Annotated in this window: 25 protein-coding genes and 1 pseudogene; 15 read left to right on the forward strand and 11 right to left on the reverse strand. The window is 63.4% G+C overall.

Going from position 1 to position 24554, the window contains the following annotated elements; genetic code table 11:
- The first annotated feature begins 29 nt into the window (after positions 1 to 29).
- The 4 genes from NTD82_RS14895 (at position 30) to NTD82_RS14910 (ending at position 1985) form a co-directional block, all read left to right on the forward strand.
- Positions 30 to 587, forward strand: coding sequence for a hypoxanthine-guanine phosphoribosyltransferase (locus tag NTD82_RS14895; protein ID WP_095158633.1), 558 nt, complete (start codon positions 30 to 32; stop codon positions 585 to 587).
- Positions 588 to 591: 4 nt separating this feature from the next.
- Positions 592 to 1065, forward strand: a complete 474-nt coding sequence (locus NTD82_RS14900; RefSeq protein ID WP_262129258.1) for a WbuC family cupin fold metalloprotein — start codon at positions 592 to 594, stop codon at positions 1063 to 1065.
- 86 nt (positions 1066 to 1151) lie between these two features.
- Positions 1152 to 1622 (forward strand): hypothetical protein, encoded by a 471-nt coding sequence (locus NTD82_RS14905; protein ID WP_095158631.1) that lies wholly within the window; start codon positions 1152 to 1154, stop codon positions 1620 to 1622.
- Between the two features lie 72 nt (positions 1623 to 1694).
- Positions 1695 to 1985, forward strand: a complete 291-nt coding sequence (locus tag NTD82_RS14910; protein ID WP_095158630.1) for a PA4642 family protein — start codon at positions 1695 to 1697, stop codon at positions 1983 to 1985.
- Between the two features lie 55 nt (positions 1986 to 2040).
- Here NTD82_RS14910 and mqo read toward each other — a convergent pair whose 3' ends face one another.
- Positions 2041 to 3546, reverse strand: coding sequence for a malate dehydrogenase (quinone) (gene mqo, locus NTD82_RS14915; RefSeq protein WP_095158629.1), 1506 nt, complete (start codon positions 3544 to 3546; stop codon positions 2041 to 2043).
- 606 nt (positions 3547 to 4152) lie between these two features.
- On the reverse strand, positions 4153 to 4386 hold the full coding sequence (locus NTD82_RS14920; RefSeq protein WP_095158725.1) for a hypothetical protein: 234 nt from the start codon (positions 4384 to 4386) through the stop codon (positions 4153 to 4155).
- 170 nt (positions 4387 to 4556) lie between these two features.
- Here NTD82_RS14920 and NTD82_RS14925 point away from each other — a divergent pair, with 170 nt between their 5' ends.
- Positions 4557 to 5141 carry a YajG family lipoprotein gene (locus NTD82_RS14925; protein WP_095158628.1) on the forward strand — a complete coding sequence of 195 codons (585 nt, stop codon included), beginning with the start codon at positions 4557 to 4559 and terminating at the stop codon, positions 5139 to 5141.
- Positions 5142 to 5246: 105 nt separating this feature from the next.
- Here NTD82_RS14925 and NTD82_RS14930 read toward each other — a convergent pair whose 3' ends face one another.
- The gene (locus tag NTD82_RS14930; RefSeq protein ID WP_095158627.1) at positions 5247 to 5453 is read right to left on the reverse strand and encodes a hypothetical protein; all 207 of its coding nucleotides are present in this window, start codon (positions 5451 to 5453) and stop codon (positions 5247 to 5249) included.
- Between the two features lie 163 nt (positions 5454 to 5616).
- Here NTD82_RS14930 and NTD82_RS14935 point away from each other — a divergent pair, with 163 nt between their 5' ends.
- Positions 5617 to 5877 (forward strand): hypothetical protein, encoded by a 261-nt coding sequence (locus NTD82_RS14935; protein WP_095158626.1) that lies wholly within the window; start codon positions 5617 to 5619, stop codon positions 5875 to 5877.
- A 45-nt stretch (positions 5878 to 5922) separates the two neighbouring features.
- On the opposite strand, the gene NTD82_RS14940 is transcribed toward NTD82_RS14935, so the two are convergent.
- Positions 5923 to 7089: a 1-acyl-sn-glycerol-3-phosphate acyltransferase gene (locus NTD82_RS14940; RefSeq protein WP_262129259.1), complete on the reverse strand. Its 1167-nt coding sequence runs from the start codon at positions 7087 to 7089 to the stop codon at positions 5923 to 5925.
- 110 nt (positions 7090 to 7199) lie between these two features.
- Between NTD82_RS14940 and NTD82_RS14945 the strand changes: the two genes are divergently transcribed.
- From NTD82_RS14945 to NTD82_RS14955, 3 genes are read left to right on the forward strand one after another with little or no spacing between them, the layout of a single operon-like run.
- Complete coding sequence (locus NTD82_RS14945; RefSeq protein WP_095158624.1) at positions 7200 to 7382, forward strand: CPXCG motif-containing cysteine-rich protein; 183 nt, start codon at positions 7200 to 7202, stop codon at positions 7380 to 7382.
- Positions 7382 to 7642, forward strand: coding sequence for a putative signal transducing protein (locus NTD82_RS14950; RefSeq protein WP_095158623.1), 261 nt, complete (start codon positions 7382 to 7384; stop codon positions 7640 to 7642). Before NTD82_RS14945 ends, NTD82_RS14950 begins: the two co-directional genes overlap by 1 nt.
- 11 nt (positions 7643 to 7653) lie before the next feature.
- A complete protein-coding gene (locus NTD82_RS14955; protein WP_262129260.1) occupies positions 7654 to 8274 on the forward strand; it encodes an SOS response-associated peptidase in 621 nt (206 codons plus the stop codon).
- 21 nt (positions 8275 to 8295) lie between these two features.
- Here the strand turns inward: NTD82_RS14955 and NTD82_RS29345 are convergent, their stop codons facing one another.
- Both NTD82_RS29345 and NTD82_RS29350 read right to left on the reverse strand, forming a co-directional pair.
- Positions 8296 to 9138 (reverse strand): methyl-accepting chemotaxis protein, encoded by an 843-nt coding sequence (locus NTD82_RS29345; protein WP_410017056.1) that lies wholly within the window; start codon positions 9136 to 9138, stop codon positions 8296 to 8298.
- 15 nt (positions 9139 to 9153) lie between these two features.
- Positions 9154 to 10437, reverse strand: a pseudogene (locus NTD82_RS29350) (HAMP domain-containing protein); the annotation flags it as partial.
- 158 nt (positions 10438 to 10595) lie between these two features.
- Here NTD82_RS29350 and NTD82_RS14965 point away from each other — a divergent pair.
- Positions 10596 to 11414, forward strand: a complete 819-nt coding sequence (locus NTD82_RS14965) for a M48 family metallopeptidase (protein ID WP_095158620.1) — start codon at positions 10596 to 10598, stop codon at positions 11412 to 11414.
- 62 nt (positions 11415 to 11476) lie between these two features.
- Here the strand turns inward: NTD82_RS14965 and NTD82_RS14970 are convergent, their stop codons facing one another.
- The 5 genes from NTD82_RS14970 to NTD82_RS14990 all read right to left on the reverse strand — a co-directional run bounded on the left by NTD82_RS14970 (position 11477) and on the right by NTD82_RS14990 (position 15290).
- Positions 11477 to 12064, reverse strand: a complete 588-nt coding sequence (locus tag NTD82_RS14970; protein WP_262129263.1) for a TMEM165/GDT1 family protein — start codon at positions 12062 to 12064, stop codon at positions 11477 to 11479.
- Between the two features lie 247 nt (positions 12065 to 12311).
- The gene (locus NTD82_RS14975; RefSeq protein ID WP_262129264.1) at positions 12312 to 13310 is read right to left on the reverse strand and encodes a class I SAM-dependent methyltransferase; all 999 of its coding nucleotides are present in this window, start codon (positions 13308 to 13310) and stop codon (positions 12312 to 12314) included.
- Positions 13311 to 13361: 51 nt separating this feature from the next.
- On the reverse strand, positions 13362 to 14318 hold the full coding sequence (locus NTD82_RS14980; protein ID WP_095158617.1) for a 2-hydroxyacid dehydrogenase: 957 nt from the start codon (positions 14316 to 14318) through the stop codon (positions 13362 to 13364).
- 25 nt (positions 14319 to 14343) lie between these two features.
- Positions 14344 to 14703: a MerR family transcriptional regulator gene (locus tag NTD82_RS14985; protein ID WP_262129265.1), complete on the reverse strand. Its 360-nt coding sequence runs from the start codon at positions 14701 to 14703 to the stop codon at positions 14344 to 14346.
- A gap of 11 nt (positions 14704 to 14714) precedes the next feature.
- Positions 14715 to 15290, reverse strand: a complete 576-nt coding sequence (locus NTD82_RS14990; RefSeq protein ID WP_262129267.1) for an NAD(P)H-dependent oxidoreductase — start codon at positions 15288 to 15290, stop codon at positions 14715 to 14717.
- Between the two features lie 158 nt (positions 15291 to 15448).
- Here NTD82_RS14990 and NTD82_RS14995 point away from each other — a divergent pair, with 158 nt between their 5' ends.
- The 5 genes from NTD82_RS14995 (at position 15449) to NTD82_RS15015 (ending at position 24471) form a co-directional block, all read left to right on the forward strand.
- Positions 15449 to 16078 (forward strand): LysE family transporter, encoded by a 630-nt coding sequence (locus NTD82_RS14995; protein WP_110971885.1) that lies wholly within the window; start codon positions 15449 to 15451, stop codon positions 16076 to 16078.
- Between the two features lie 139 nt (positions 16079 to 16217).
- Positions 16218 to 17900 (forward strand): fatty acid--CoA ligase, encoded by a 1683-nt coding sequence (locus tag NTD82_RS15000; RefSeq protein ID WP_262129268.1) that lies wholly within the window; start codon positions 16218 to 16220, stop codon positions 17898 to 17900.
- Between the two features lie 325 nt (positions 17901 to 18225).
- Entirely contained in the window at positions 18226 to 20106 is a 1881-nt protein-coding gene (locus tag NTD82_RS15005) for a DUF1302 domain-containing protein (protein WP_262129269.1), read from the forward strand.
- A 30-nt stretch (positions 20107 to 20136) separates the two neighbouring features.
- Positions 20137 to 21501, forward strand: a complete 1365-nt coding sequence (locus NTD82_RS15010; RefSeq protein ID WP_262129270.1) for a DUF1329 domain-containing protein — start codon at positions 20137 to 20139, stop codon at positions 21499 to 21501.
- Between the two features lie 264 nt (positions 21502 to 21765).
- On the forward strand, positions 21766 to 24471 hold the full coding sequence (locus NTD82_RS15015; protein ID WP_095158610.1) for a helix-turn-helix transcriptional regulator: 2706 nt from the start codon (positions 21766 to 21768) through the stop codon (positions 24469 to 24471).
- The last annotated feature ends 83 nt before the right edge of the window (positions 24472 to 24554 follow it).

A 24554-nucleotide genomic window follows, 5' to 3' on the forward strand; every position in this document is an offset into this window, starting at 1 on the left:
TTCCAAATCCTGACTCCCTGGAGAGTTTCATGTCCGCTGATCTCGAGCACATCCGTCAAGTCATGCGCGAGGCCGACTGCCTGCACGATGAGGCCGCAGTCGAGGCGGCCATCGCCCGGGTCGGCGCGCAGATTACCGAGCGCCTGGCCGACAGCAACCCGGTGGTGTTCTGTGTCATGAACGGCGGGCTGATCTTCGCCGGCAAACTGTTGACCCACCTGCCGTTCCCGCTGGAATCCTCCTACCTGCACGCCACCCGCTACCGCAACCAGACCAGCGGCGGCGACCTGTTCTGGAAGGCCAAACCGGAAGTCTCGTTCATCGACCGCGACGTGCTGATCATCGACGACATCCTCGACGAAGGTCACACCCTCAGCGCCATCATGGATTTCTGCCGTCATGCCGGTGCGCGCAACGTCTACACCGCCGTGCTGATCGACAAGGACCACGACCGCAAGGCCAGCCCGGACCTCAAGGCCGACTTCGTTGGCCTGAGCTGCGTCGACCGCTATGTCTTCGGCTACGGCATGGATTACAAGGGCTACTGGCGTAACGCCAATGGCATCTACGCCGTCAAAGGACTCTGACACCATGGCCAAGCCTTCCTACCTGGACCAGTCGCTGTTTGCCGAGGTGGCACAAAAGGCCGCGCAAAGCCCGCGGGCCCGTGCGCACCACAACTTCCATGAGATGGAAGATCCGTGCCACCGCATGCTGGTCGGCCTGCAGCCGGAAACCTACGTTCCGCCCCACCGCCACCAGGCGGCCGACAAGGCCGAGAACCTGATCGTCCTCAAGGGCAAGCTGGGCCTGCTGATTTTCGATGAGGCCGGCAATGTGGTGGACAAGCGGATCATGCAGGCTGGCGGCGATTGCCTGGGGGTTGATCTGGCGCCCGGCATTTTCCATGGCCTGGTGGTCATGGAACCTGACACCCTGATGTTCGAATGCAAGGCCGGCCCGTACCGCCCGGTCAGCGACGGCGACATGGCCCCTTGGGCACCGCGCGAAGGCGAGCCGGAAGTCGCGGCCTACCAGGCGTGGATGCGCGCACAGTTCGACTGATTGCCCGCGGGGCCTGGCGCAACGCCTGCGCCCCGCGACAACCGGACACATCATGGTAGAGTGCCAGGCCCTCCAAGGAGCCTGTCATGCGTGCGACGATTCTCCCGCTTCTCCTGTTCCTGAGCCTGCCTGCCGTTGCGGCGCCGATGCATGGCCAGTTCCTGCCGCCGGACGAGCAGTCGGTACGCGGGGAAAACCCCGAAAGCCAGCAACTGCTGCAAGTGACCAGCTATTCGGTGGTCGTCGGTAACCAGCGCCAGTCCAACCAGCAACCGCTGCCGATCACTTCGTCGCTGACCATGCGCCTGAAAGGCAAGCCGCTCAGCCAGGGCGCGACCATCACCCAGGTGGTGATCAGCTTCGACGGCGAGGGCAAAAGCCTGAAAAAGCCGGCTTTCGACAGTGCCACCCGCACCCTGACCCTGAATTACGCGCCGGCGCAGTACCAGGTGATCCTCGACCTGCTGCGCAACGACACCGTCTACGTGCAATTCCTCAGCTACCCCAACGGCCACATCTGGGCCGATCTGCACACCGGAACCCTTCGCGCGCGTTGAGCGCCGGGCCCGCCGGGGGGTAAACTGCCCGCCCCGTGGAAAATGTCCTTGATGGTTCAGTTGGAGTCGGTAATGCGTAAAGACAAGAAGCAGGTGATTGGCGACGAAATCAGCGATGACTACGTCAAATCGTTCCTCATTTACGAGCCAGCCGATGGCGTGACCTCGCCTTCGCACCACAAGCTGATCAAGGGCTACCGTGGCCTGCGCATCGACGACTTCGAGCGTTATGTCGGTTTCTTCGTTGAAGCCGGTTACGACCTGGACGGCAAGGACGAGCACGGCAAGACCTTCGTCGAGGCGATCGCCGACCAGCGCAACGCGCCGGAATACGTCGAGATCATCGAGAAAGCCCGCGGCTGATCGATCTTCGGCCCATAAAAAAACGCCCCGAAGGGCGTTTTTTTATGAGCGCGACTCAAGCGTAGCTTGGCGCCGGGCTGCTTTCGACCAGGCCCAGGGCCTCGTCGTTGTAGGCGCTGACCTTGTGGTACAGGGCTGCGTCGGCTGCCAGGACTTTCTCCCGCGCGGGGAAGATTTCCTTGAGCTTCTCGGCCCACTCGCCCTTGGCCTTGTCGGCAAAGCAGCGTTCGATCAGATCCAGCATGATCGACACTGTCACCGAAGCGCCTGGCGAGGCACCCAGCAGGGCGGCGAGGGTGCCGTCCTGTGCGGCCACCAGTTCGGTACCGAACTGCAGAACGCCGCCTTTTTTCGGGTCTTTCTTGATGATCTGCACGCGCTGGCCGGCGACTTCCAGGCGCCAGTCCTCGGCTTTCGCTTCCGGATAGAAGCGGCGCAGGGAGTCCAGGCGCTGCTCCATCGACTGCATCACTTCGCTGACCAGGTACTTGGTCAGGTCCATGTTGTCGCGGGCCACGGCCAGCATCGGGCCGATGTTGCCCATGCGCACCGACAGCGGCAGGTCAAGGAACGAACCGTATTTGAGGAACTTGGTGGTAAAGCCCGCGTATGGGCCGAACAGCAGGGATTTCTTGCCGTCCACCACACGGGTGTCGAGGTGCGGAACCGACATCGGCGGAGCACCGACCGCGGCCTGGCTGTAGACCTTGGCCTGGTGTTGCTTGACGATTTCCGGGTTGTCGCAGCGCAGCCACTGGCCACTGACCGGGAAGCCGCCGAAGCCTTTGCTTTCCGGGATACCGGACGCTTGCAGCAGCGGCAGGGCCGCGCCACCGGCGCCGAGGAACACGAAGCGGGCGTCGACATCACGGCTGCTGCCGCTGTTGACGTCCTTGACGCTGACGGTCCAGCCGCTGCCGTTACGGCGCAGGCCAGTGACCTTCTTGCTGTACTTGACCTGCGCATCCGGCGCGTTGGCCAGGTGCTTGAGCAGTTTGTTGGTCAGCGCGCCGAAGTTGACGTCGGTGCCCTTGATCACGCGGGTAGCGGCGATCTTCTGGTCCGCTGGGCGACCCGGCATCATCAGTGGCATCCACTCCTTCATCACCGCCTGGTCTTCGGTGTATTCCATCTCGGTGAAGGCGTGATGCTGCTTGAGCAGCTCGAAGCGCTTCTTCAGGAACGCGACGCCTTTGTCACCCTCGACGTAGCTCAGGTGTGGCACCGGGTTGATGAACGCCCGTGGCGAGCTGAACGCACCTTTTTTGCTCAGGTACGCCCAGAACTGACGGGAAACCTCGAACTGGGTGTTGATCAGCACCGCTTTCTTGATGTCGATGCTGCCGTCAGCGGCCTGAGGCGTGTAGTTCAGTTCACACAGCCCGGCATGGCCCGTACCTGCGTTGTTCCACGGATTGGAACTTTCCGCGGCACCCGAATCCATCAACTCGACGACTTCCAGCTTGATTGCCGGGTCGAGTTCCTTGAGCAGCACGGCCAGGGTGGCACTCATGATGCCTGCCCCTACCAGTACCACATCGACTGTTTCGTTCTGCGCCATTTAACGCATCTCCAAAATCTTCAGCACCTAATTGACAGCATAGGACCCCGGAACTCCGAGACTGCCCTATCCGATACTTCGCAGCTTTCCAACGTTCACGGACACTGCCAACCAGGCTCGTTAGATGCGTATGAACGCATTTTGCGGCCGGTGCGGCAATTCGACTTATGGTCGAGGCGCCCGTCGTGCGCTATGAAACCGGCCTCAGTCACCCATGACGGATGAAGGCCGTAGCCAGCTGCTTGGGGCTGTTCGGGACACTGATGATGCTTTTGCACATACCAGACTGTTCATTGCTCGCCACACTCTTGTGAAGTTGTGAAAACCCGTTTTTTCACGCTCTTTTGGAGTCGTGAACCTCAAAAATGGACCGTGCAGGGCAGGTCCGTCAGGTTCAGGCAGAGCATGGGGGCCGAGAAAAAAGCGGGCACACCGGCTTCGCAAGACCTGTGTGGGCGGCTCTCTGTGGGCGGATGCGGGGAAGCCGATGCGTGGCATTGGCGGTACTGCGGGGCCCGATCAGGAGACGTCCTTATAATCGGGGGCAGATTATAACGAGGTCGCCGGGAGAAACGACCTTTATTAACGACTTTTCTTGCTCGGCCGTCAGGCGGCGAGCATGCGCTGCAGTCGATTGCCGCGCGGACGCTGTACGACCCGGGCGTTACCGGGGAGTGGACGGTTCAGCCATTGCAGGCGCGATTCGCTGACTTCCACCCAGCCGAACCCGGCAGGTAGCTGTTCGCAGCATTTGAATGCCTGGCACAGGCCCTGCGCGTCGAGGCGCGCGAAGTGGCGTTGCGGCTGGCGTTTGAAGAGCAGGGACCAGAGGCTGTGCATGGCGATGTACCGGTAGGAAACTGGCGCCAGCATACGTCGGCAATGATGAAGTCCGTATGACAGGGAATTGGATGCATGAAAGCGCTGTCCTAACCCCAGAGGCCCGATGACTGGCGCACGACGGGCTGGGTATACTGGCGGCCTTTGCCGCTATTCCAGGAGAGATGAGCATGTTGCAACGTTTGTTGTTCGGTTTGATCGCTGTGACCAGCCTGACCCTGGTGGGTTGTGCCCACAGTCCGCAACAACTCAGCCCGCAACCGAAACTCACCGCCCAGCTCGCACCCGTTGGCCATGGCCAGCCGGTGGTGGTGCGGGTGGTCGACGGCCGCGGTACCCAGACCCTCGGCACCCGCGGTGGTCTGTACCCGGAAACCAGCGCCATCAGCGTCACCGGCAACGACATCCTGCCCAAGCTGCAGGCCCAGGCTGAAGCCGCTGTCCGCCTGTTGGGCTTCACCCCGACGCCGAACGCCTACAACGCGCCGCAGTTGACCGTGACCCTGGCCGAACTCAAGTACCAGTCGCCCAAAGAAGGCCTGTACGTGACCGAAGCCACCATCGGCGCGACCTTCAAGGCTGACGTAAACAACGCCAACCGCCGTTACAGCGGCCGCTACGGCGCTTCGCTGGACCAGCGTTTCGGCATGGCGCCGAACCAGGAAACCAATACCAAGCTGGTCAGCGATGTGCTCAGCGACGCGTTGACCCGCCTGTTCAAGGATCCGACCATCGGTCAGGTGTTGGGCGAGTAACGCTGTCGGGCTGCTGTGCAGCCCTTCGCGAGCAAGCTCGCTCCTACAGCAAACGCAAAAAGCCCGATGCCTGTCGCCAGGCATCGGGCTTTTTCATGGCGGCGGTCAGGCCGCGTCGACGTAGAAGTCGAGCACGCTGATACCGGTCTGGCTGTCGACCTCCGGCAAATGATCGTGGGGATGGCCGCCCAGGGCACAGTAGACCAGCCATTGGCGGTCCTGGACGTTGAAGGCCAAACCGTCGATCAGCGCTTCCTGCTCCTCGCTCTGGGCAATCAGATAGAGGCGATCCTGGTTTTCGGCGTGCAGCATGACAAGCTCCGGTTCGTTGGGAGGGCAACAGGGTGGCTTGTCTGGATGACGACTGTATGACGGCGCAATTTATCGTCATTGGTCGTAAAGGGCGGGCAGGGACGGGCGGCTTGGGTAGAATGCGCGCGTTTCGAAGCAATCGTGGTTCTTTCGAGGTAAGGCGATGTCGCTGCAAATGTTCTGGGGCCTGTTCGCTGCCCACCCGACCAAACTGATCAATCTGCTGGCCCTGCTGCTGACCTGCCCTGGCGGCGTGCTCCTGCACAACGCCCGGCGCCGCGCCTCACGGGCCATGGCCAGCCTGCCGGCGGGCGAGGCAGCCATCGACCTGCTGACCCAGCGGGTCAACCGGTTCTATTACAGCCTGGGGTTTGCTTTCCTGGCGCTGGCGCTGCTGTTGTCCTGGGTCAGCACCTGGATCTGACCTCTTCAGGGCCTCATCGCGCGCTTGCCATGAGGCCCTGAAGCGTTACAGCGGCAACCCGGCCTTGACCCGATACTGATTGCGCACCGGCATCGCGTACTGCAACACCAGGTACGGACGATGCTCTTTCGGGCACGCTTCCAGCCGGCGCTGCCACTCCGCCTGAGCCTTGGCCAGCTCTTCGGCGCCAAACAGTTCGGCCGCCTTCGGCACCTGCAACTCTGGGTCCGCATCCGCCCACTGCGCGTACGCCAGGTAATGCGCCGGGAACAGCCGGTAGCCAGCGAGAATCTGCCGGTCGATCTCCACCGCCAATTGCTTGGTGTCGTCGAAGAGCTCAGTTACTGGCGCCGCGAAGTTGATGTGCACCCGCCCTTTGTAGCCGGTGATGCCCTGGGCGATGCTCAGGTCATCCTCACCCGGCGCCTTGCTGTAGCTGCCGGTGGTGGCGCGGATGTACAGCTCGCGGGCCTTGGCCTGGTCGCACGGGTCGTATTCGTAGCTGATCGACACCGGGCTCAGGTTCAGCGACTGGATCACCTCGCCGAACGGCTCGCTCTTGCGGCTCATGTGGAACATCTTGAGGATCGCCGAATCGGTGCGATCGTCGCCGTCCTTGGCGCGGCCTTCGGCCTGGGCGATCCAGATCGAGGCGCCGTCGTTGCGAATCGAGTGGTTGATGTAGGCCGAGAGCAGTTGATAGGCCGCCAGCTTCTCGCGCCGGCCGCTGATGGAGCGGTGCACGATGAAGCTCTTGTTCAGGCGCATCATGTCGCTGACGAAGGGCTTCTGCAGCAGGTTGTCGCCGATGGCGATGCGCGGGGTCGGCAGGCCGGCGTGGTAGACCGCGTAGTTGACGAACGCCGGGTCCATCACGATGTCGCGGTGGTTGGCCAGGAACAGGTAGGCGGTACCCGACTTGAATTGCTCCACACCGGTGTAGGTGACGCCGTCGGTGGCGCGCTCGATGGTGTGGTCGACGTAGAACTCGACCTTGTCCTGCAGGGTCGAGACGCAGGTCACGCCGGCGAATTCCTTGCGCAGACGGCGAGCGATCAGCGGCTTGAGCAGCCAGCCGAAACCTGTGGCCATGCGCGGGAAGCGGAAGCGGGTGAGGATATCCAGGAATGCCGGGTCGCTGAGCAGGCGTGCCAGAACGGCAGGGACCTCAGCGTCGTCGTAGGGTCGGATGGCATCGAATTCGCCCATCATGCTCTCTTGTTGTGAAACGGCTAGGGTAAAGGGTAAGGCTGCGCCCAGAAATACCGGCTTGAGGGGGCGCAAGACCGGCAATTATACGCACAATCACTGCGGAGGCCGCGATGCTGGAAACTGCGATCTACGATTGCCCTTATTGCGGCGAAGCCGTGGAAACCACCGTCGATCTTTCCGGTGGTGACCAGCATTACATTGAGGACTGCGCGGTGTGTTGCCGCCCGATCGTGTTCATTTTGCAGGTCCATGGTGACGAATGGATGCTGGACGTAAAGCGCGAGGACGACTGATGCAGCGAATCTACGAGCCGGAAAACCTGCTGGAAGCCGAAGTGCTGATCGGCATGCTCGGCAGCGAAGGCATCGAGGCGTACCTGGCCGGGCGCGACCTGATGGGCGGCATTGGCGAGTTGCCGGTGCACGGCCTGCTCGGCCTCGCGGTGCCCGACGAGCAGGCCGAGTACGCACGGCAACTGATCGCCGCGTACAATGCGGCCCAGCCACTTCCTGGCGACGAGCCGGATCACCTTCCGGGAATTCTGATTTGCTAGGTTTCGCCTGAATGTGTGGACGTTATGCGCTGTTTCGCTGGTCGCCGGCTTTTGCCGGGTTGCCCGGCTTTCCTGAGGGCCAGCAGGCCCAATGGAACATTTCTCCCGGCGCCCAGGTACTGATCCAGCGCCTGGACGACGGCCAGATGACTCTGGCCCGCGCCCGCTGGGGCCTGACCCCGCCCTGGCTGACCGACCTCACCCGCACCCCCGCCCATGCCCGCGCCGAAACCCTCGCCGAACAACCGATGTTCCGTGAAGCCTTCGCCAAGCGTCGCTGCCTGCTGCCGGCCAACGGTTTCTACGAATGGCGCGGCGCGGTGCGCAAGCGCCCGTACTGGCTGACGCCAGGGGAGGGTTCGTCGTTGTTCTTCGCGGCGATCTGGGAAGCGTATTCGGTGCAGGAGCAGGTCTGGCTGAGCACCGCGGTGGTGACCCAGGCGGCGATGAACCAGCGTCGTCCACTGATCCTCGATGCCGCCGGGCAGGCCGCCTGGCTCAACCCGGACACCCCGGTCGGTGAACTCCAGGGCCTGCTGGCCAGCCCGCCCGCCGCCTTGCGCGAGCGGGTGCTGGCCAACTTCGTCAACGATCCGAAGCTGAATGGCCCGGAATGCCTGACGCCGGGTTGATACCCGGCGCCCGACGCGTTCTCAGACCCGGAACTGATTGATCAACCGGCGCTGCTGCTCGGCCAGCTTGGTCAGCTCGGCGCTGGCGGCGCTGGACTCGTCGGCGCCACCGGCCACTTCGTTGGCCACCTGACCGATGTTGATCACGTTGCGGTTGATGTCCTCGGCCACCGCGCTTTGCTCTTCGGCGGCACTGGCGATCTGAGTGTTCATGTCGTTGATCACCGACACCGCGCGGGTGATGCTTTCCAGCGCCTCGGCCGCCCGCGCCGCCTGCTGCACGCTGACGTCGGTCTTGCCCTGGCTGTCTTCCATGACCCGCACCACATCGCGGGTGCCTTGCTGCAGTTGCTGGATCATCTGCTGGATTTCTTCGGTGGCCTGCTGGGTCTTCTGCGCCAGGTTGCGCACCTCGTCGGCGACCACGGCGAAGCCGCGGCCCTGCTCACCCGCCCGCGCAGCCTCGATGGCGGCGTTGAGCGCCAGCAGGTTGGTCTGCTCGGCAATGGCACGGATCGCCACCAGGATGGCGTTGATGTTCTCGCTGTCGCGGGCCAGCGCCTGCACCACGCCAACCGCGCGGCCGATCTCTTCGGCCAGGGCGGTGATCGATTGCGAGGTGTCGCGGACAATCGACAGGCCCTGGTTGGCGGCCTGGTCGGCATTGCTCGCGGCCTGGGCGGCATGGGTGGCGTTGCGCGCCACGTCCTGGGCGGTGGCGGTCATTTCGTGCACCGCGGTGGCGACCAGGTCGATCTCCGCCATCTGCTTGTGCACGCCCTGGTTGGTGCGAATGGCGATATCGGCGGTGTGCTCCGACGAGTCGCTGACCTTCTGCACCGAGCTGACCACCTGGCTGATCATCGATTGCAGCTTGCCGAGGAAGGTATTGAAGCCCTTGGCGATCGAGCCCAGTTCGTCGGCACGATCACTGTGCAGGCGGCGGGTGAGGTCGCCCTCGCCCTGAGCGATGTCATCGAGCATGGCCACCATCTGCCGCAGCGGACGGGCGATGCCGTGGGCCAGCAGCCAGATCACCAGCAGGCCGAGGGCCGCGATGGCCAGGCCGACCAGGGTCATGCCGGTAATGTCGGTGCGGCGTTGTTCGCTCAGCTCGTTCTGCAGTTTTTCCGAATCGGCCATGACCGCGCTGGTGGGCAGTTGCAGCAGCAGGGTCCAGTGGGTGCCGGTGTCGGCAATCCTGAACGGCAGGAACAGGCGGATCTGACCGTTTTCATGGTCGACTTCATAGCGCAGTGTGTCGCCACCGAGCTTGGACAGGCCGGCGGCATCGGCGGCGTCGAGGACGTCGCTGGCTTTCTCGCCGAACTTGTTTTCGTCCTTGGTGTAGGCGACCAGACGGCCGTTGTTGGAGATCAGCGCCAGTTCGCCCGCGCCGTTGTAAAGCTGGCTGTCGGCGGCCTTGAGCAGGTCCTGGATGAAGTTCACCGAGAGGTCGGCGCCGACGATGCCCTGGAATTTGCCGTCCACCAGGATCGGTTCGATAAAGGAGGCGAGCATGACCATCTTGTCGCCCACTTTATAAGGCGCGGGATCGATCACGCAGGCGCGCCGGCTTTCTTGCGAGCACAGGTAGTACTCGCTGGCGCGCACGCCGGTGGACAGCAGGGTGTTGTTGCTCAGGTCGACCAGCGCTTCCACGGCCATGCTGCCGTCGGTATTGCGGTACCACCAGGGCTGAAAGCGCCCGTTCGCGGGGTCGATGCCCTTGATCGCGGTGCCGACGAAGCTGGCGTCGGCATGATCCAGGGCGTTCGGTTCCCAGGCGATGTAGCCGCCCAGCACCAGCGGGTTATCCACAACCGTCTGCTTCAGCAGGGTGATCAGCTCTTCGCGCTGGACCTGCAGGCGCGGGGTGCCGGCTTCGTTTTTCTGGCCGATCTGGGCGTTGGTGGTGGCCAGGCCGCGAGCGATCAACAGGGGTGCTTCAAGGCGACGCAGAATCTGGCTGACTTGGGTCTGGGCCAGGGCGGTCAGGCGCTGTTCGATCAACGTATCGAACTGCTGCTGCGTGCGGTTTTGCACCAGTTCCTGGGTTTTTGCACCGGAATACACCGCATACAGCACCAGGGCTGCGACGATACTCAACACGATGGCGCCCGCCAGGGCCGCAACGGAAAACTGGATCGACTTGAACTTCATAGAGGCTCCGAGCGCAGGGAAAAGTCGCCTTGCCCCGGTGTTATCGGCGTGCCGCCGCTAAATCATGAGACTGTCGGACAGAAATCTTTGCTAACGGTTGTGGCGCGATGAATCGTGCCGGCCTAGGATACGGCCCACGTTAGAAGGGAGTTTTATTGATGCGTAGATCGGTTGTTATTGGCGCCTTGAGCGCCTCGATGCTGCTGGCGGGTTGCCAGGCGGTGAACACCACCAACGGCGGAGCGGTGGGTGTTGAACGCAAGCAATATATGTTCAGCATGCTGTCGACCGATGAGGTCAACCAGATGTACGCCCAGTCTTATCAGCAGACCCTGGGCGAAGCGTCCACCAAGGGCCAACTGGACAAGACCAGCGCTGCGGCCAAACGTGTGCAGGCCATCGCTGACCGGCTGATTGCCCAGGCGCCGCAGTTCCGCCCGGATGCTGCGCAGTGGAAGTGGGAAGTGAACCTGATCAAGAGCGACGAGCTCAACGCCAACTGCGGTCCTGGCGGCAAGATCATTTTCTACACCGGCCTGATCGACAAACTGAAACTGACCGACGATGAAATCGCCGCGGTGATGGGCCATGAAATCGCCCACGCCCTGCGCGAGCATGGTCGTGAAGCGATGTCCAAGGCCTATGGCATCCAGATTGCCCGCCAGGGCGCTGGCGCCTTGCTGGGTCTGGGTGAAGACAGCCTGGCCCTGGCTGATACCGTTGTGCAGTACAGCCTGACCTTGCCCAACAGCCGTGGCAACGAGAACGAAGCCGACCTGATCGGCCTCGAACTGTCGGCCCGTGCCGGCTACAACCCGAATGCCGCGATCACCTTGTGGAACAAGATGGCCCAGGCTTCGGGTGGCAACTCGCCGCCGGAGTTCATGAGCACTCACCCGGCTTCGGACAGCCGCATCGCGTCGTTGCAGGCGGCGATTCCGAAGGTGATGCCGTTGTATGAGCAGGCGAAGAAGTAAGAGGTTGTAAGCCTGATCGCCGGCTTGCCGGCGATCAGGCCATCAGCAATACCCGATCAGGCTCAGCCTACCCAGCCACTCACCTTCATCGCCGAATACACCGCGACCAACGCCAGCACCACGAAGGCGCTCGCTGCCAGGCGGCGGATCAGGGTCAGAGGCAGTTTGTCGGCGGCAAAGTTGCCCGCCAGTACCACCGGCACGTTGGCAATCAGCATGCCCAGGGTGGTACCGATGATCACCAGGATCAGGTGTGGATACTGCGCCGCCAGCATCACCGTGGCGACCTGGGTCTTGTCACCGATTTCCGCGATGAAGAACGCGATCAGCGTGGTCAGGAATGGCCCGAAGCGCCGCGCGGTGCTGGCTTCGTCATCGTCCATCTTGTCCGGAACCAGCGTCCACAAGGCGGTAGCGAGGAAGCTCGCGGCCAGAATCCAGTGCAAGGTCGCTTCGCTGAAGAAGCTGCCGAACCAGGCCCCGACGGCACCCGCAGCGGCGTGGTTGGCCAGGGTTGCAGCGACGATGCCGGCGATGATTGGCCAGGGCTTGCGAAAGCGAGCGGCGAGAATGAGGGCCAGCAATTGCGTCTTGTCGCCGATTTCAGCGAGCGCAACGATTGCGGTGGGGACGAGCAACGATTCCAGCATCAGGATTCCTACGGGGCGGGTCGACACGGCTATGACACGTACAGCCTTCCCGCCCCGGGTAAGGTGTGCGTGTCATAGGTCTTGTCAAACCCTGGATCCGTCTATGCGGACCGTGGGTCGTGCGCGCCATGGTCTGTGGACCAAGTATGTTGACGTCGCACTAGGCGAGCAGGGCGCTCGCGGGAGACTACTCCCCTAGGACGGAGCGGATTCTGCCTTCGCAAAACCGTTTCGGCAAGCGAAGTTTTTACGACCGCAACGCCCGGTAGATTTTGAATCCCTGGCCTTGGGCACGCACTTCGCAGTTGCCCAGCGCGCCCTCGATAAGCGGCTGATAGCGTAGGAAGCTGTTGGCGACAAGCCGCATTTCGCCGCCTTTTTGCAGATGTTCGGTGGATTTTTTCAGCAGGTTTTCCGAGGCCTGGTAATTGGTGTGGACCCCGGTGTGGAACGGCGGATTACTCAGAATGACGTCCAGTCCGCGAGGTGCGGCGTCGATCCCGTCGCCACTGATCACCTCGCCTTCCAGACCGTTGGCCGCCAGGGTCAGGCGGCTGCTGGCGACGGCGAAGGCGTCGACGTCGAGCAGGGTGACCCGGCTCTGTGGATAACGCCGTTTGATCGTCGCGCCCAGCACCCCGGCGCCGCAGCCGAAGTCCAGCACATGACCCGAGGGCAGACCGTCCAGATGCTCCAGCAACAGCGCGGTGCCGCGGTCCAGCCGGCCATGGCTGAACACGCCCGGCAGGCTGACGATCTGCAACGGGCCATCGGCCAGCGGCAGTTCGAAGCGTTCCGCGAGGCTTTCCAGCGGCTGCGCGACGGGCGGGTGCTCCACGGTCACCTGCCACAACTGGCAGTGGCGGGCGCTGTCGAGCTTGCGCGGTTTGCCGAAGGCGTGAAGTTGCTTGGCCGCCGCCTCGATGCCGCCGCGTTTTTCCCCGACCAGAAACAGCTCGCGGCCGCCCAGGCGCGAGGCGAGGGCGTTGAGCAGGTAGTTGGCCAGATCACGGGACTTGGGCAGGAACAGCACGGCGCCGTCAAACGGCACCTCCGGCACTTCGACGCCGTAGTGGCTGCGCCCGCTGTAACGGGCGTCCAGCGTTGCCTGGTCGCCGGCATGCCAGGACCAGCCCGACGCCTGGCTGAAGGTGCCCAGCAGGCTGTCGGCCGGTAACCCGGCGAGCAACAGCGGGCCTGTGAACAGATCGGCCTGACGAAGCAACACTTCACTGCGCGGGTCCATGGACGGCGGCTCCTGAAAAAAGTGGCGAAGTCTAACAGAACCCGCCTTGGCTTAGCTGACCACCCGCCGTGGGCTGCCACTCAGGAACGCACGAGCGTTTTCGCTCAACTGCTCGACGATCCGCTGCCGCGCTTCCACCGCGCCCCAGGCACTGTGCGGGGTGACGATCAGGCGCGGGATGTCGGGCGCCAGCAGCGGGTTGCCGTTGACGGGCGGCTCGACCGAAAGCACGTCGGTCGCCGCACCGCCCAGATGGCCCGCGCGCAGGGTGTCGGCCAGCGCCTGTTCGTCGATCAGGCCGCCGCGTGCGGTGTTGACGATAAAGGCGCCGGGCTTGAGCAGCGCCAGTTGCGCCGCGCCGATCATGTGGCGGGTGCTGTCGTTGAGTGGGCAGTGCAGGGTCAGGGCGTCGACCTGGGGCAGCAACTCGTCCAGGCTCAGGCGGTCTTCACGCGGCGGGCGGCCGGGCAGTTGGCCGAGCAGGACGCGCATGCCGAAGGCCTCGGCCAGTCGCCCGACCGCGCTGCCCAACTCGCCGTGGCCGAGCAGGCCGAGGGTTTTGCCTTCCAACTCGACGATAGGGAAATCCAGCAGGCAGAACTGCTTGGCCTGGCCCCATTTGCCGGCGGCGACCGCCTGTTGGTAGTCCGGCAGGCGAGTGGCCAGTGCCAGCAGCAACGTCAGGGTGTGCTGGGCTACTGACGGCGTGCCGTAGCCCTGGCAGTTGCTGACCACAATGCCCTGGGCGCGGGCGGCCTGCAGGTCGACGTTATTGGTGCCAGTGGCGGCCACCAGGATCAGCTTCAGGTCCGGGCTGGCCTTGAGGGCGGCGGCGTCCAGCACCACCTTGTTGCTGATCACCACATCGGCACCGCGCAGGCGCTCGGCGACCTGCTCGGGGGCGGTGGCGGGGTGGACGTCGAAACTGTCGAAACAGTCGCGCAGACCGCTCAGGTCGAGATCACCGAGGTCCAGCGAGCTGTGGTCGAGAAAGACGGCGTGGGTCATGAAAGGCTCCTGGATCGGTGACGGATTAAAGAAGGGGGAAGCAGCTGCCCGCAAGCTGTTGCAGCCCGGCGTCGAACGCCTGCAATTCATCGAATTGCCGTTGCAGGTCGTCGATCCGCTGGCGCAGTTGCGTGCTCTTGCCGGCGATGGCCTGGCGGGCACGCTCGAGGGAAATCTGTCCGTCGGCCATTAGAGCCTGCATCTCGCGGAGGGTAAAGCCGAGCCGCTGCGCGCATTTGATCAGCGCCAGCAGCTCTACGTCGTGCGGGTCATAGATGCGGTACTTGCCCTGGCGTTTCGCCGGGGGCAGCAGGCCGATGCTTTCGTAGTGGCGGATGCACTTGATGGTGGTGCCGGAGAGGCGGGCGGCTTCGCCGATGTACATCGAACATCCTTTCAATGCAGGGCCAGGGCGCGGACCTGCTGTAGCCAGGACTGGCGGCGCCGCGGCGTGGAGTGGAGAACCGGGCCGAACGTTAGCGTCTTTTCCGGGCGGATACCACAGAAGGCCAGGGTGGTGCGGCGCATCTGGTGCAGGGCGGGCGCGCCGTAGATCCAGCGAAAGTACCAGGGCGGAGTGTCCAGGGTCACCAGCAGGTGGGCGGTGCGCCCGGCCAGGAGTTTTTCCGGGAAGGGCGAGCCGCTCCTGTAGCGAAAGGCGAAGCCCGGCAGCAGTATCCGGTCGAGAAAACCCTTGAGCAGCGCCGGCACGCCGCCCCACCAGACCGGGTAGACCAGCACCAGGCGTTGGGCCCAGGTGATGTGCTCTTGGGCTTCGAGCAGGTCGGGTTCCAGCGGCTGCTCCTGGCGGTAGCCCAGGCGCAGGATCGGGTCGAAAGCGAGGTCACCCAGTTTGAGGAGGCGGACGTCGTGGCCGGCCTCGCGGGCAGCGTCGGCGTAGTGCTGGCCTAGGGTGGCGCAGAAACTGTCGGAGGCGGGGTGGCCGAGGATGATCAGGATGCGTTGGGTCATGTGTGGCGGGGCCCTTGGGAAAAGGGCGCAGGGTAGGGGTTGACCCTTGGGGGAGGGTCAAGCCTGTAGGGCACTGAAGACCACACCCAACTGTACCTGTTGTAACAAGTTATGAATCGTTAAGGTACGCCCCTCATTTTTACCAGGAGCCGCTTTTCATGTATTGGGCAGAATTTCTCACGGTCGCGCTGATTCACTTGCTGGCCGTCGCCAGCCCCGGCCCGGACTTCGCCGTGGTCGTGCGCGAAAGCGTGACCCACGGTCGCCGTGCCGGGACCTGGACCGCCTTTGGCGTGGGCACGGCGATTTTCCTGCATGTGGGCTACTCGCTGCTGGGCATCGGCCTGATCGTGTCGCAGTCGATCATGCTGTTCAACGCGCTGAAATGGGCCGCCGCCGCCTACCTCGTGTACATCGGCTTCAAGGCCCTGCGCGCCAAGCCGGCTGGCGCGGGCGGCGAGGCGATCCAGGTTTCCACCGTCGAACGCACACCGCGCGCGGCCTTCGTCGCCGGTTTCATGACCAATGGCCTGAACCCCAAGGCGACGCTGTTTTTCCTGTCGTTGTTCACCGTGGTCATCAACCCGCATACACCGCTGTTGGTCCAGGCCGGTTACGGCGTGTACCTGGCGCTGGCCACCGGCCTGTGGTTCTGCCTGGTGGCGATGCTGTTCAGCCAGGCCCGCGTGCGCGCCGGCTTTGCCCGCATGGGGCACTGGTTCGACCGCACCATGGGCGCTGTGCTGATCGCCCTCGGGATAAAGATCGCGTTCAGCGAAATACGCTGAACAGAGGCGGCCGGACGGTATGACCGTTCGGTCGAATGGCGGTCAAATCATTCCTTTGGCTGATTTGACCGCCGCTGGCCCGTTCTAGAGTAAGGACAGCTTTGTCCATGCCCCGTGCAACTCCAGAAAAGGGACTCCCATGTTGCAGACCCGTATCATCGCCCCCGCCGAGGGTGCGTATCAGTTTCCGCTGTTGATCAAGCGCCTGCTCATGTCTGGCAGCCGCTACGAGAAAACCCGCGAGATCGTCTACCGCGACCAGTTGCGCTACAGCTACCTGACCCTCAACGAGCGCATTGCGCGCCTGGCCAACGTGCTCACCGAAGCCGGGGTCAAGGCCGGCGATACCGTGGCAGTGATGGACTGGGACAGCCATCGCTACCTGGAGTGCATGTTTGCCATTCCGATGATCGGCGCGGTGGTGCACACCATCAATGTGCGCCTGTCGCCGGAGCAGATCCTCTACACCATGAACCACGCCGACGACCGCTTCGTGCTGGTCAACAGCGAGTTCGTCGGGCTCTACCAGGCGATTGCCGGGCAATTGACCACGGTGGAAAAAACCATCCTGCTCACCGATGGTCCCGAGAAAACCGCCGAGTTGCCCGGCCTGGTTGGCGAGTACGAGCAACTGCTGGCCGCCGCCAGCCCGCACTACGACTTCCCGGATTTCGACGAAAATTCCGTCGCCACCACCTTCTACACCACCGGCACCACCGGTAACCCCAAGGGTGTCTACTTCACCCACCGCCAACTGGTGCTGCACACCATGGGGGTAGCCACTGTTACCGGTAGCATCGACAGCATCCGCCTGCTCGGCACCGATGACGTCTACATGCCCATCACGCCGATGTTCCACGTTCACGCCTGGGGCATTCCTTACGTCGCGACCATGCTCGGCCTCAAGCAGGTGTACCCGGGGCGTTACGATCCGGAACTGTTGGTCAAGTTGTGGCGTGACGAGAAAGTCAGTTTCTCCCACTGCGTGCCGACCATCCTGCAGATGCTGCTCAACGCCAAGGGCGCGCAGAACGAGGACTTCGGCGGCTGGAAGATCATCATCGGCGGCAGCGCGCTGAACCGCGCGCTGTACGAAGCGGCCAAGGCCCGCGGCATCCAGTTGACCGCCGCCTACGGCATGTCCGAGACCTGCCCGCTGGTAGCGTGCGCGCACCTTAACGAAGAGCTGCTCGCCGGCAGCGAGGACGAGTGCGTCACTTATCGGATCAAGGCCGGCGTGCCGGTGCCCTTGGTGGAAGCGGCGATCGTCGACGGCGACGGCAGATTCCTCCCGGCCGATGGCGAAGCCCAGGGCGAACTGGTCCTGCGTGCGCCGTGGCTGACCATGGGTTACTACCGCGAAGAGGCCAAGAGCGAGGAGCTGTGGGCCGGCGGCTGGCTGCACACCGGCGATGTGGCAACCCTCGACAGCATGGGCGTGATCGACATCCGCGACCGCATCAAGGACGTGATCAAGACCGGCGGCGAGTGGGTATCGTCACTCGACCTGGAAGACCTCATCAGCCGCCATCCGGCCGTCCGCGAAGTGGCGGTGGTGGGCATCGCCGATCCGCAGTGGGGCGAGCGGCCGTTCGCGCTGCTGGTGGTGCGGGACGGCGCGAGCATCGATGCGCGGGTATTGAAGGAACACTTGAAGCCGTTTGTTGAGCTGGGCCACATCAACAAGTGGGCAATCCCCAGCCAGATCGCGCTTGTTACCGAAATTCCCAAGACCAGTGTCGGCAAGCTCGACAAGAAGCGTATCCGCATCGACATCGTCGAGTGGCAGGCCAGCAACAGCGCTTTTCTTTCCACCCTGTAAGCCGCACCGGCCCGCGTCTTGAGCGACGCGGGCCGCATTCCAGAGGCCCCGCTGCCTTGTGAAATGGAAAATATCAGCCATTCTTGCCCAGCCAGCTTGTAGACCACCCGCTCCGGCCCTGCCATGAGCGAGGGTGATGTGCAAATCACACTTTAGAGGGATCAAGCACTACTACCTGCTGGCTATAGTCGGGTCAGGGGATTTTGAGGAATGGGGAATGCGCATGCAGCGCACCGACATACGCCCTGCCAGTCTGGCGACCGATCGGCCTCCGTTTCATTGAAGGACTCACTGCCATAAAAATAAAGTACATGGAGTAGCGTCGATGACATCAGTAAATCTGTTCTGGCGCCGGGCGAAACTGCCCCTGGCCGTCAGCCTCGCTTCTACGCTTGCAAGTCCAGCATTCGCCGTCAGTTTCAACATCGGTGAGATCGAGGGGAGTTTCGACTCGTCGCTGTCGGTCGGTGCGAGCTGGTCCACCGCCAACCCGAACAAGAACCTGATCGGGGTGAACAACGGCGGAAAGGGTCTGTCGCAGACCTCCGACGACGGTCACCTGAACTTCAAGAAGGGCGAGACCTTCTCGAAGATCTTCAAGGGCATCCATGACCTCGAACTCAAGTACGGCGACACCGGCGTCTTCGTCCGGGGCAAGTACTGGTATGACTTCGAGTTGAAGGATGAGGGCCGCGAGTTCAAGGACATCAGCGACTCGAACCGCAAGGAAGGCGCAAAGTCCTCCGGCGCGCAGATTCTCGACGCATTCGTGTACCACAACTATTCCATCGCCGATCTGCCGGGCAGCGTTCGTCTTGGCAAGCAGGTGGTGAGCTGGGGTGAAAGTACCTTCATCGGCAGCGGTATCAACGCCATCAACCCGATTGACGTATCCGCGTTCCGCCGTCCTGGCTCGGAGATCAAGGAAGGCCTGATCCCGGTCAACATGTTCTACATCTCCCAGAGCCTGACCGACAACCTGTCGGCCGAAGCCTTCTACCAGCTCGAGTGGGACCAGACCGTGGTGGATAACTGCGGAACGTTCTTCTCGCAGCCGGACGTGATCGCGGATGGTTGCTCGGACAACCTGCGCGTACTGGCCAGCAACCGTGCGCTGACCCCGGTACAGCAGGCGACCTTCAGGGCCCTGGGCATCGACGTCAATGCCGAAGGCGTGAAGGTTGCTCGCGGCCCGGACCGTGATGCCCGCGACAGCGGCCAGTTCGGTGTAGCCCTGCGCTACATGTACGAGCCGTTGAACACCGAGTTCGGTCTGTACGCGATGAACTACCACAGCCGTGCGCCGATCTTCAGCGCCACCGGCGCGCCTCAGGCGGCCTACACGGCTGCGGCCGGCGCGGGCACCGCGGCACCGATCATCGTGGCGGGCAACTCGAAGTACTTCGTCGAGTATCCGGAAGATATCCGCCTCTACGGCCTGAGCTTCTCCACCACGTTGCCAACCGGTACCGCGTGGAGCGGTGAAGTCAGCTATCGCCCGAATGCTCCGGTGCAGCTCAACACCACCGACATTCTCTACGCGGGTGTCACCGCGCTGCCTCCGGCCTTCGGCCTGGGCAACGCATCGCTGCTCAAAGGCACTCCAGGCCAAGACCTGCACGGCTATCGCCGCAAGGAAGTCACTCAGTTCCAGACCACCTTCACGCACTTCTTCGACCAGGTCATGGGCGCCAGCCGCCTGACGCTGGTGGGTGAAGTCGGCGTGACTGTAGTCGGCGGCCTGGAAAGCAGCGACAAGGTCCGTTACGGCCGTGACCCGGTATACGGCCCAGGCCCTCTGCCAGCCACCGCGGGCCGCAATACCTGCGTGGTGCTCAACACCAGCACCATCGGTGGTGCCGCCAACGGTGCCTCGTCCGCCAACCTCGACCGCAATTGCGAAGACGACGGCTACACCACTCGCACCTCCTGGGGCTATCGCGGCCGCGCCATCTGGGACTACCCGGACGTGTTCGCCGGTGTGAACCTCAAGCCGAGCGTGGCCTGGTCCCACGACGTGGAAGGCTACTCGCCTGGTCCTGGCGGCAACTTCGAGGAAGGTCGCAAGGCCGTCAGCCTCGGTCTGGATGCCGAATACCAGAACACCTACACCGCCAGCCTGTCGTACACCAACTTCTTCGACGGCAAGTACACCACCGTGGATGACCGCGACTTTGTCGCCCTCAGCTTCGGCGTGAACTTCTAAGCGCATTGATTCAGGAAGAAGAACATGACAATGAAAACCACCAAGACTCTGCTGAAAGCCGGCGTGCTGGGCCTGTCCCTGCTGGCGACCAGCGTAATGGCTGCCGTTTCCGCCGACGAAGCGGCCAAACTGGGCTCGACGCTGACCCCGATGGGCGCGGAAAAGGCCGGTAACGCCGACGGTTCCATCACGGCCTGGCAGCCGCTGTCGAAGACTGCCGGTACTGTCGACGCCAAGGGCTTCCTGTCCGACCCTTACGGCAGTGAAAAGCCCAAGTTCATCATCACCGCGCAGAACGTCGACCAGTACAAGGACAAGCTCTCGCCTGGCCAGGTCGCGATGTTCAAGCGCTACCCCGAGACCTTCAAGATCCCGGTGTACCCGACCCACCGCGGCTCTACCGTGCCGGACAGCGTTTTCGCCGCTATCAAGAAGAACGCCACCTCCACCACGCTGGTAGGGGGTGGCAACGGCCTTGAAAACTTCGATACCGCCGTGCCTTTCCCGATTCCGAAAAGCGGCGTCGAGGTGATCTGGAACCACATCACCCGCTACCGTGGCGGCAGCGTGACCCGCCTGGTGACCCAGGCCACGCCGCAGCCCAACGGCAGCTACAGCCTGGTGTACTTCCAGGACCAGTTCGTCTTCCGCGACAAGATGAAGGACTACAACCCGCAAGAGCCAGGCAACGTGCTGTTCTACTTCAAGCAGGAAGTGACTGCTCCGGCACGTCTGGCCGGTACCGTGCTGCTGGTCCACGAGACCCTCGACCAGGTCAAGGAACCGCGCAAGGCGTGGGTCTACAACGCCGGTCAGCGCCGTGTACGCCAGGCGCCGCAGGTGTCCTATGACGGTCCGGGTACCGCTGCCGACGGTCTGCGGACTTCCGACAACCTGGACATGTTCAACGGTGCGCCAGACCGCTACGACTGGAAACTGGAAGGCAAGAAAGAGCTGTTCATCGCCTCCAACAGCTACAAGCTGGACTCGCCAACCCTGAAGTACGCCGACATCCTCAAGGCGGGCCATATCAATCAGGACCTGACCCGCTACGAGCTGCGCCGCGTCTGGCATGTGGTCGCGACCCTGAAACCGGGCCAGCGCCACATCTATGCCAAACGTGACTTCTACATCGACGAAGACACCTGGCAAGCGGCGGTGATCGACCAGTACGACGGTCGTGACCAGTTGTGGCGCGTCTCCGAGGCCCACTCCCAGGACTACTACAACGTGGAAGTGCCGTGGTACACCCTGGAAGCCATCTACGACCTGCAATCGGGCCGTTACCTGGCGCTGGGCATGAAGAACGAAGAGAAGAAGGCCTACGACTTCGGCTTCACCGCCAGCAAGGCCGACTTCCAGCCAGCCGCCCTGCGTCAGTCGGGCGTGCGTTAACGCTTCAAACCCTCCGTGTGATCCCCAGAACGCCCCGGCTTGCCGGGGCGTTTTGATTCCCGTCGCAGCCATCGACTATTTCCGCTGGCCCCGCCGTTTTTACCGCTAACCTGGTAGTCCGTTGCGCCCTGTCAATGTTGTCTCTGTTGCTTCTTGTTGTAGTCTTTTTTCCGTACTTGCGGCAATCGCCTTCAAATGTGCCGGTTAAACCGCTAGTCTGCGCCAATCCCTGTTGCCGAAGATTTCAACTAAAACGAGCCGGCCATGACCGATCTGTCCAGCACGCAAGGGTTCACCCAACAGACCGTGTCGGTTCTGGAAGGGCGTTTCTACCGGCCACCGCTGCCCGACGGGCATGTGCCGCGGGCACGCCTTTGCCAGCGTTTGCAGGCCGGGCTGGGTGGGCGTCTGTTGCTGGTCAATGCACCCGCCGGATTCGGCAAGAGTTCGTTGGCGGTGGAGTTCTGCCAAAGCCTGCCGCCGCATTGGCGCAGCCTGTGGCTGGGGCTGAGCCGACGTGACAATGATCCCGGGCGTTTTCTCGAACGCCTGCTCGAAGGTCTGCAACAGTACTGCCCGAGCCTCGGCGGCCAGGCACTGGGCCTGCTGAAAATGCGCCAGCGCCACCAGCCGTTCGCCTTCGAGGAATGGCTCGACGGCCTGCTCGATGAACTGGCCGAGCATTTGCTGAGCACGTCCCCGGTGCTGCTGGTGCTGGATGACTATCACCTGGCCCAAGGGCCCGTGCTGGACCGTTGCCTGCAATTCTTCCTCAATCACCTGCCGCCTGGCCTGGTGCTGCTGGTCACCAGCCGCCAGCGTCCCGACTGGCACCTCGCGCGGCTGCGGCTGTCGCGGCAATTGCTCGAACTCAACGAACAGGACCTGCGCCTGACCCCCGACGAATCCCTCGCCGTGCTCGGCCAGCACCCGTCGGTGCGCGGGCAGGCGCTGGACAACCTGATCCAGCGCAGCGACGGCTGGGTTGCCGGGCTGCGTTTCTGGCTGCTGGCGGCCACCGAGTCCGGTGCCGACAGCCCGTTGCCCCAGGCCTTGCACGGTGGCGAAGGGCTGATCCGCGATTACCTGCTGGAAGAAGTCATCGACTGCCTGCCGGCCGAGGTCCAGAGCTTCCTTAACGACACCGCCTGCCAGGAGCGTTTCTGCGCCGACCTGTGCGACGCCCTGCGGGAAAGCCACGACAGCGACGAGATCCTGCGTTACCTGCAATCCCACCAGGTCTTCCTCGTGCCGCTGGACGAGCACGGTTACTGGTTCCGCTATCACCACCTGTTCTCCGACCTGCTGCGCACCCGCCAGGCCAGCCTGCCGCTGTCGAGCCTGCACCTGCGCGCCTGTCGCTGGTTCCACGGCCAGGGTCTGCTGGACGAAGCCGTGGAGCAGGCGCTGCGGGCCGGGCACCTGGATGTGGCGGCCAACCTGGTGCAGAACCTCTCTGAAGAACAACTGCTGGCCGAACAGAACGTCGGCATGCTGCTGCGCTGGAAGATGGACCTGCCCGACAGCCTGCTGATCAGCACGCCGCGGCTGATCGTGCTGTATAGCTGGGCGCTGGGCCTGGCCTGCCAACTGGACGCCGCCGAGGAACTGGCCAGCCACCTCAGCCGCTTCCTGCCGGCGCCCTCGGCCACCGCGCAGAAGTCCATGCTGGCGCAGTGGCTGGCCTTGAGCGGGATCATCGCCCGCGGCCGGGGTGATCGCGAACGCACCCGCTCTTATTGCGAGCAGGCCCTGCAAAGCCTGCCGAACAAACGCTATGGGCAGCGCCTGATGTGCCTGTCGACGCTGTCCAACCTGGCCATCGCCGACGCCGATTTCTGGCGTGCGCGCGGCTGGAACCGCGAGGCGCTGGAGCTGGCGCAGCGGGTCGGCAATCCGTTGTTCGAGGCCCTGGCCCATTACGACCGGGCGCGGGTGCTGCATGCCCGCGGCGAGACGCTGCGTTCGATGGAGGAGGTGCGTCAGGGCCTGCAACGCCTGCACGGCCTGTCGGCGCAGCGGCTGTATGCGGTGCGCGCGCGGTTGATGCTTTACGAGGGTTACTTGCTGGTCAGCCGCCTGCAGCCCGAAGCCGGACGCAGTCGCCTGCGGGCCGGGTTGATCGAGGCGCGGGCCTGTCGCGATATCAGCGTGCTGATCGGCCATTGCGCCCTGGCGACCCTGGACGGTCGCGAAGGACGCTTCGCCGAGGCCTTCGCCGAACTGGCCGAAGCCGAACGCTTGATGCACATCTGGGATGTGCCGCCGATCTTCTATCTGGCGATGATTACCCTGGTCAAATGCGAACTCTGGCTGGCCCAGGGGCGCAACGACCTGGCCGAATCCTGGCTGTTGCGCCTGAGCCAGACCTATGGCGGGCAACAGGCCGCGGCCGCGCCGGAGTTTCATCCGCTGCTGCCGTTGCACATCGAATTGCAGCAAGCCCTGCTGGAGCAGGCGCAGGGACGGCTGGCCCAGTCCGGGCAACGGCTGCAGGCGCTGGTCAGCCGTGGTCAGGCCAGCGGCGGGCAATTGCTCTGCGTTATCGCGCTGTGCCAGCAGGTGGGTTTGCTCTTGGCTCAGGGCGACCTGTCTGGCGCCCGCGAGCGTCTGGTGTCGAGCCTCGAATCCGCGCGGGGCGGGGTGTTGCAACCCTATCAGCGCCTACTCAACGAACACCCCGACTGGCTGCGCGAACAACTTCAGGCGCAATCGACCAGCCCGGCCCAGGTCAGCCTGCTGGGCTTCTTGCCCAACCAGGAAGCCAACGGCAGCGGCGAAACCCTCAGCGTCCGCGAACAGGCGGTACTCAAGCTGATCGCTCAGGGCTGTTCCAACCAGGAAATCAGCGAGCAACTGTTCATCTCGCTGCATACCGTCAAGACTCACGCGAGCCATATCAACAGCAAACTCGGCGTCGAGCGCCGCACCCAGGCGGTGGCGCGGGCCAAGTCGCTCGGTCTTTTGTAACAGGGTATATTCGGGTGAGTGGGCTGCTTTCATGACCCATCGCGAGCAAGCTCGCTCCTACCGGGAGGGGGGGGATGGTGGGG

Source organism: Pseudomonas sp. 5P_5.1_Bac1, from assembly GCF_025466015.1.
Classification (GTDB): Bacteria; Pseudomonadota; Gammaproteobacteria; order Pseudomonadales; family Pseudomonadaceae; genus Aquipseudomonas.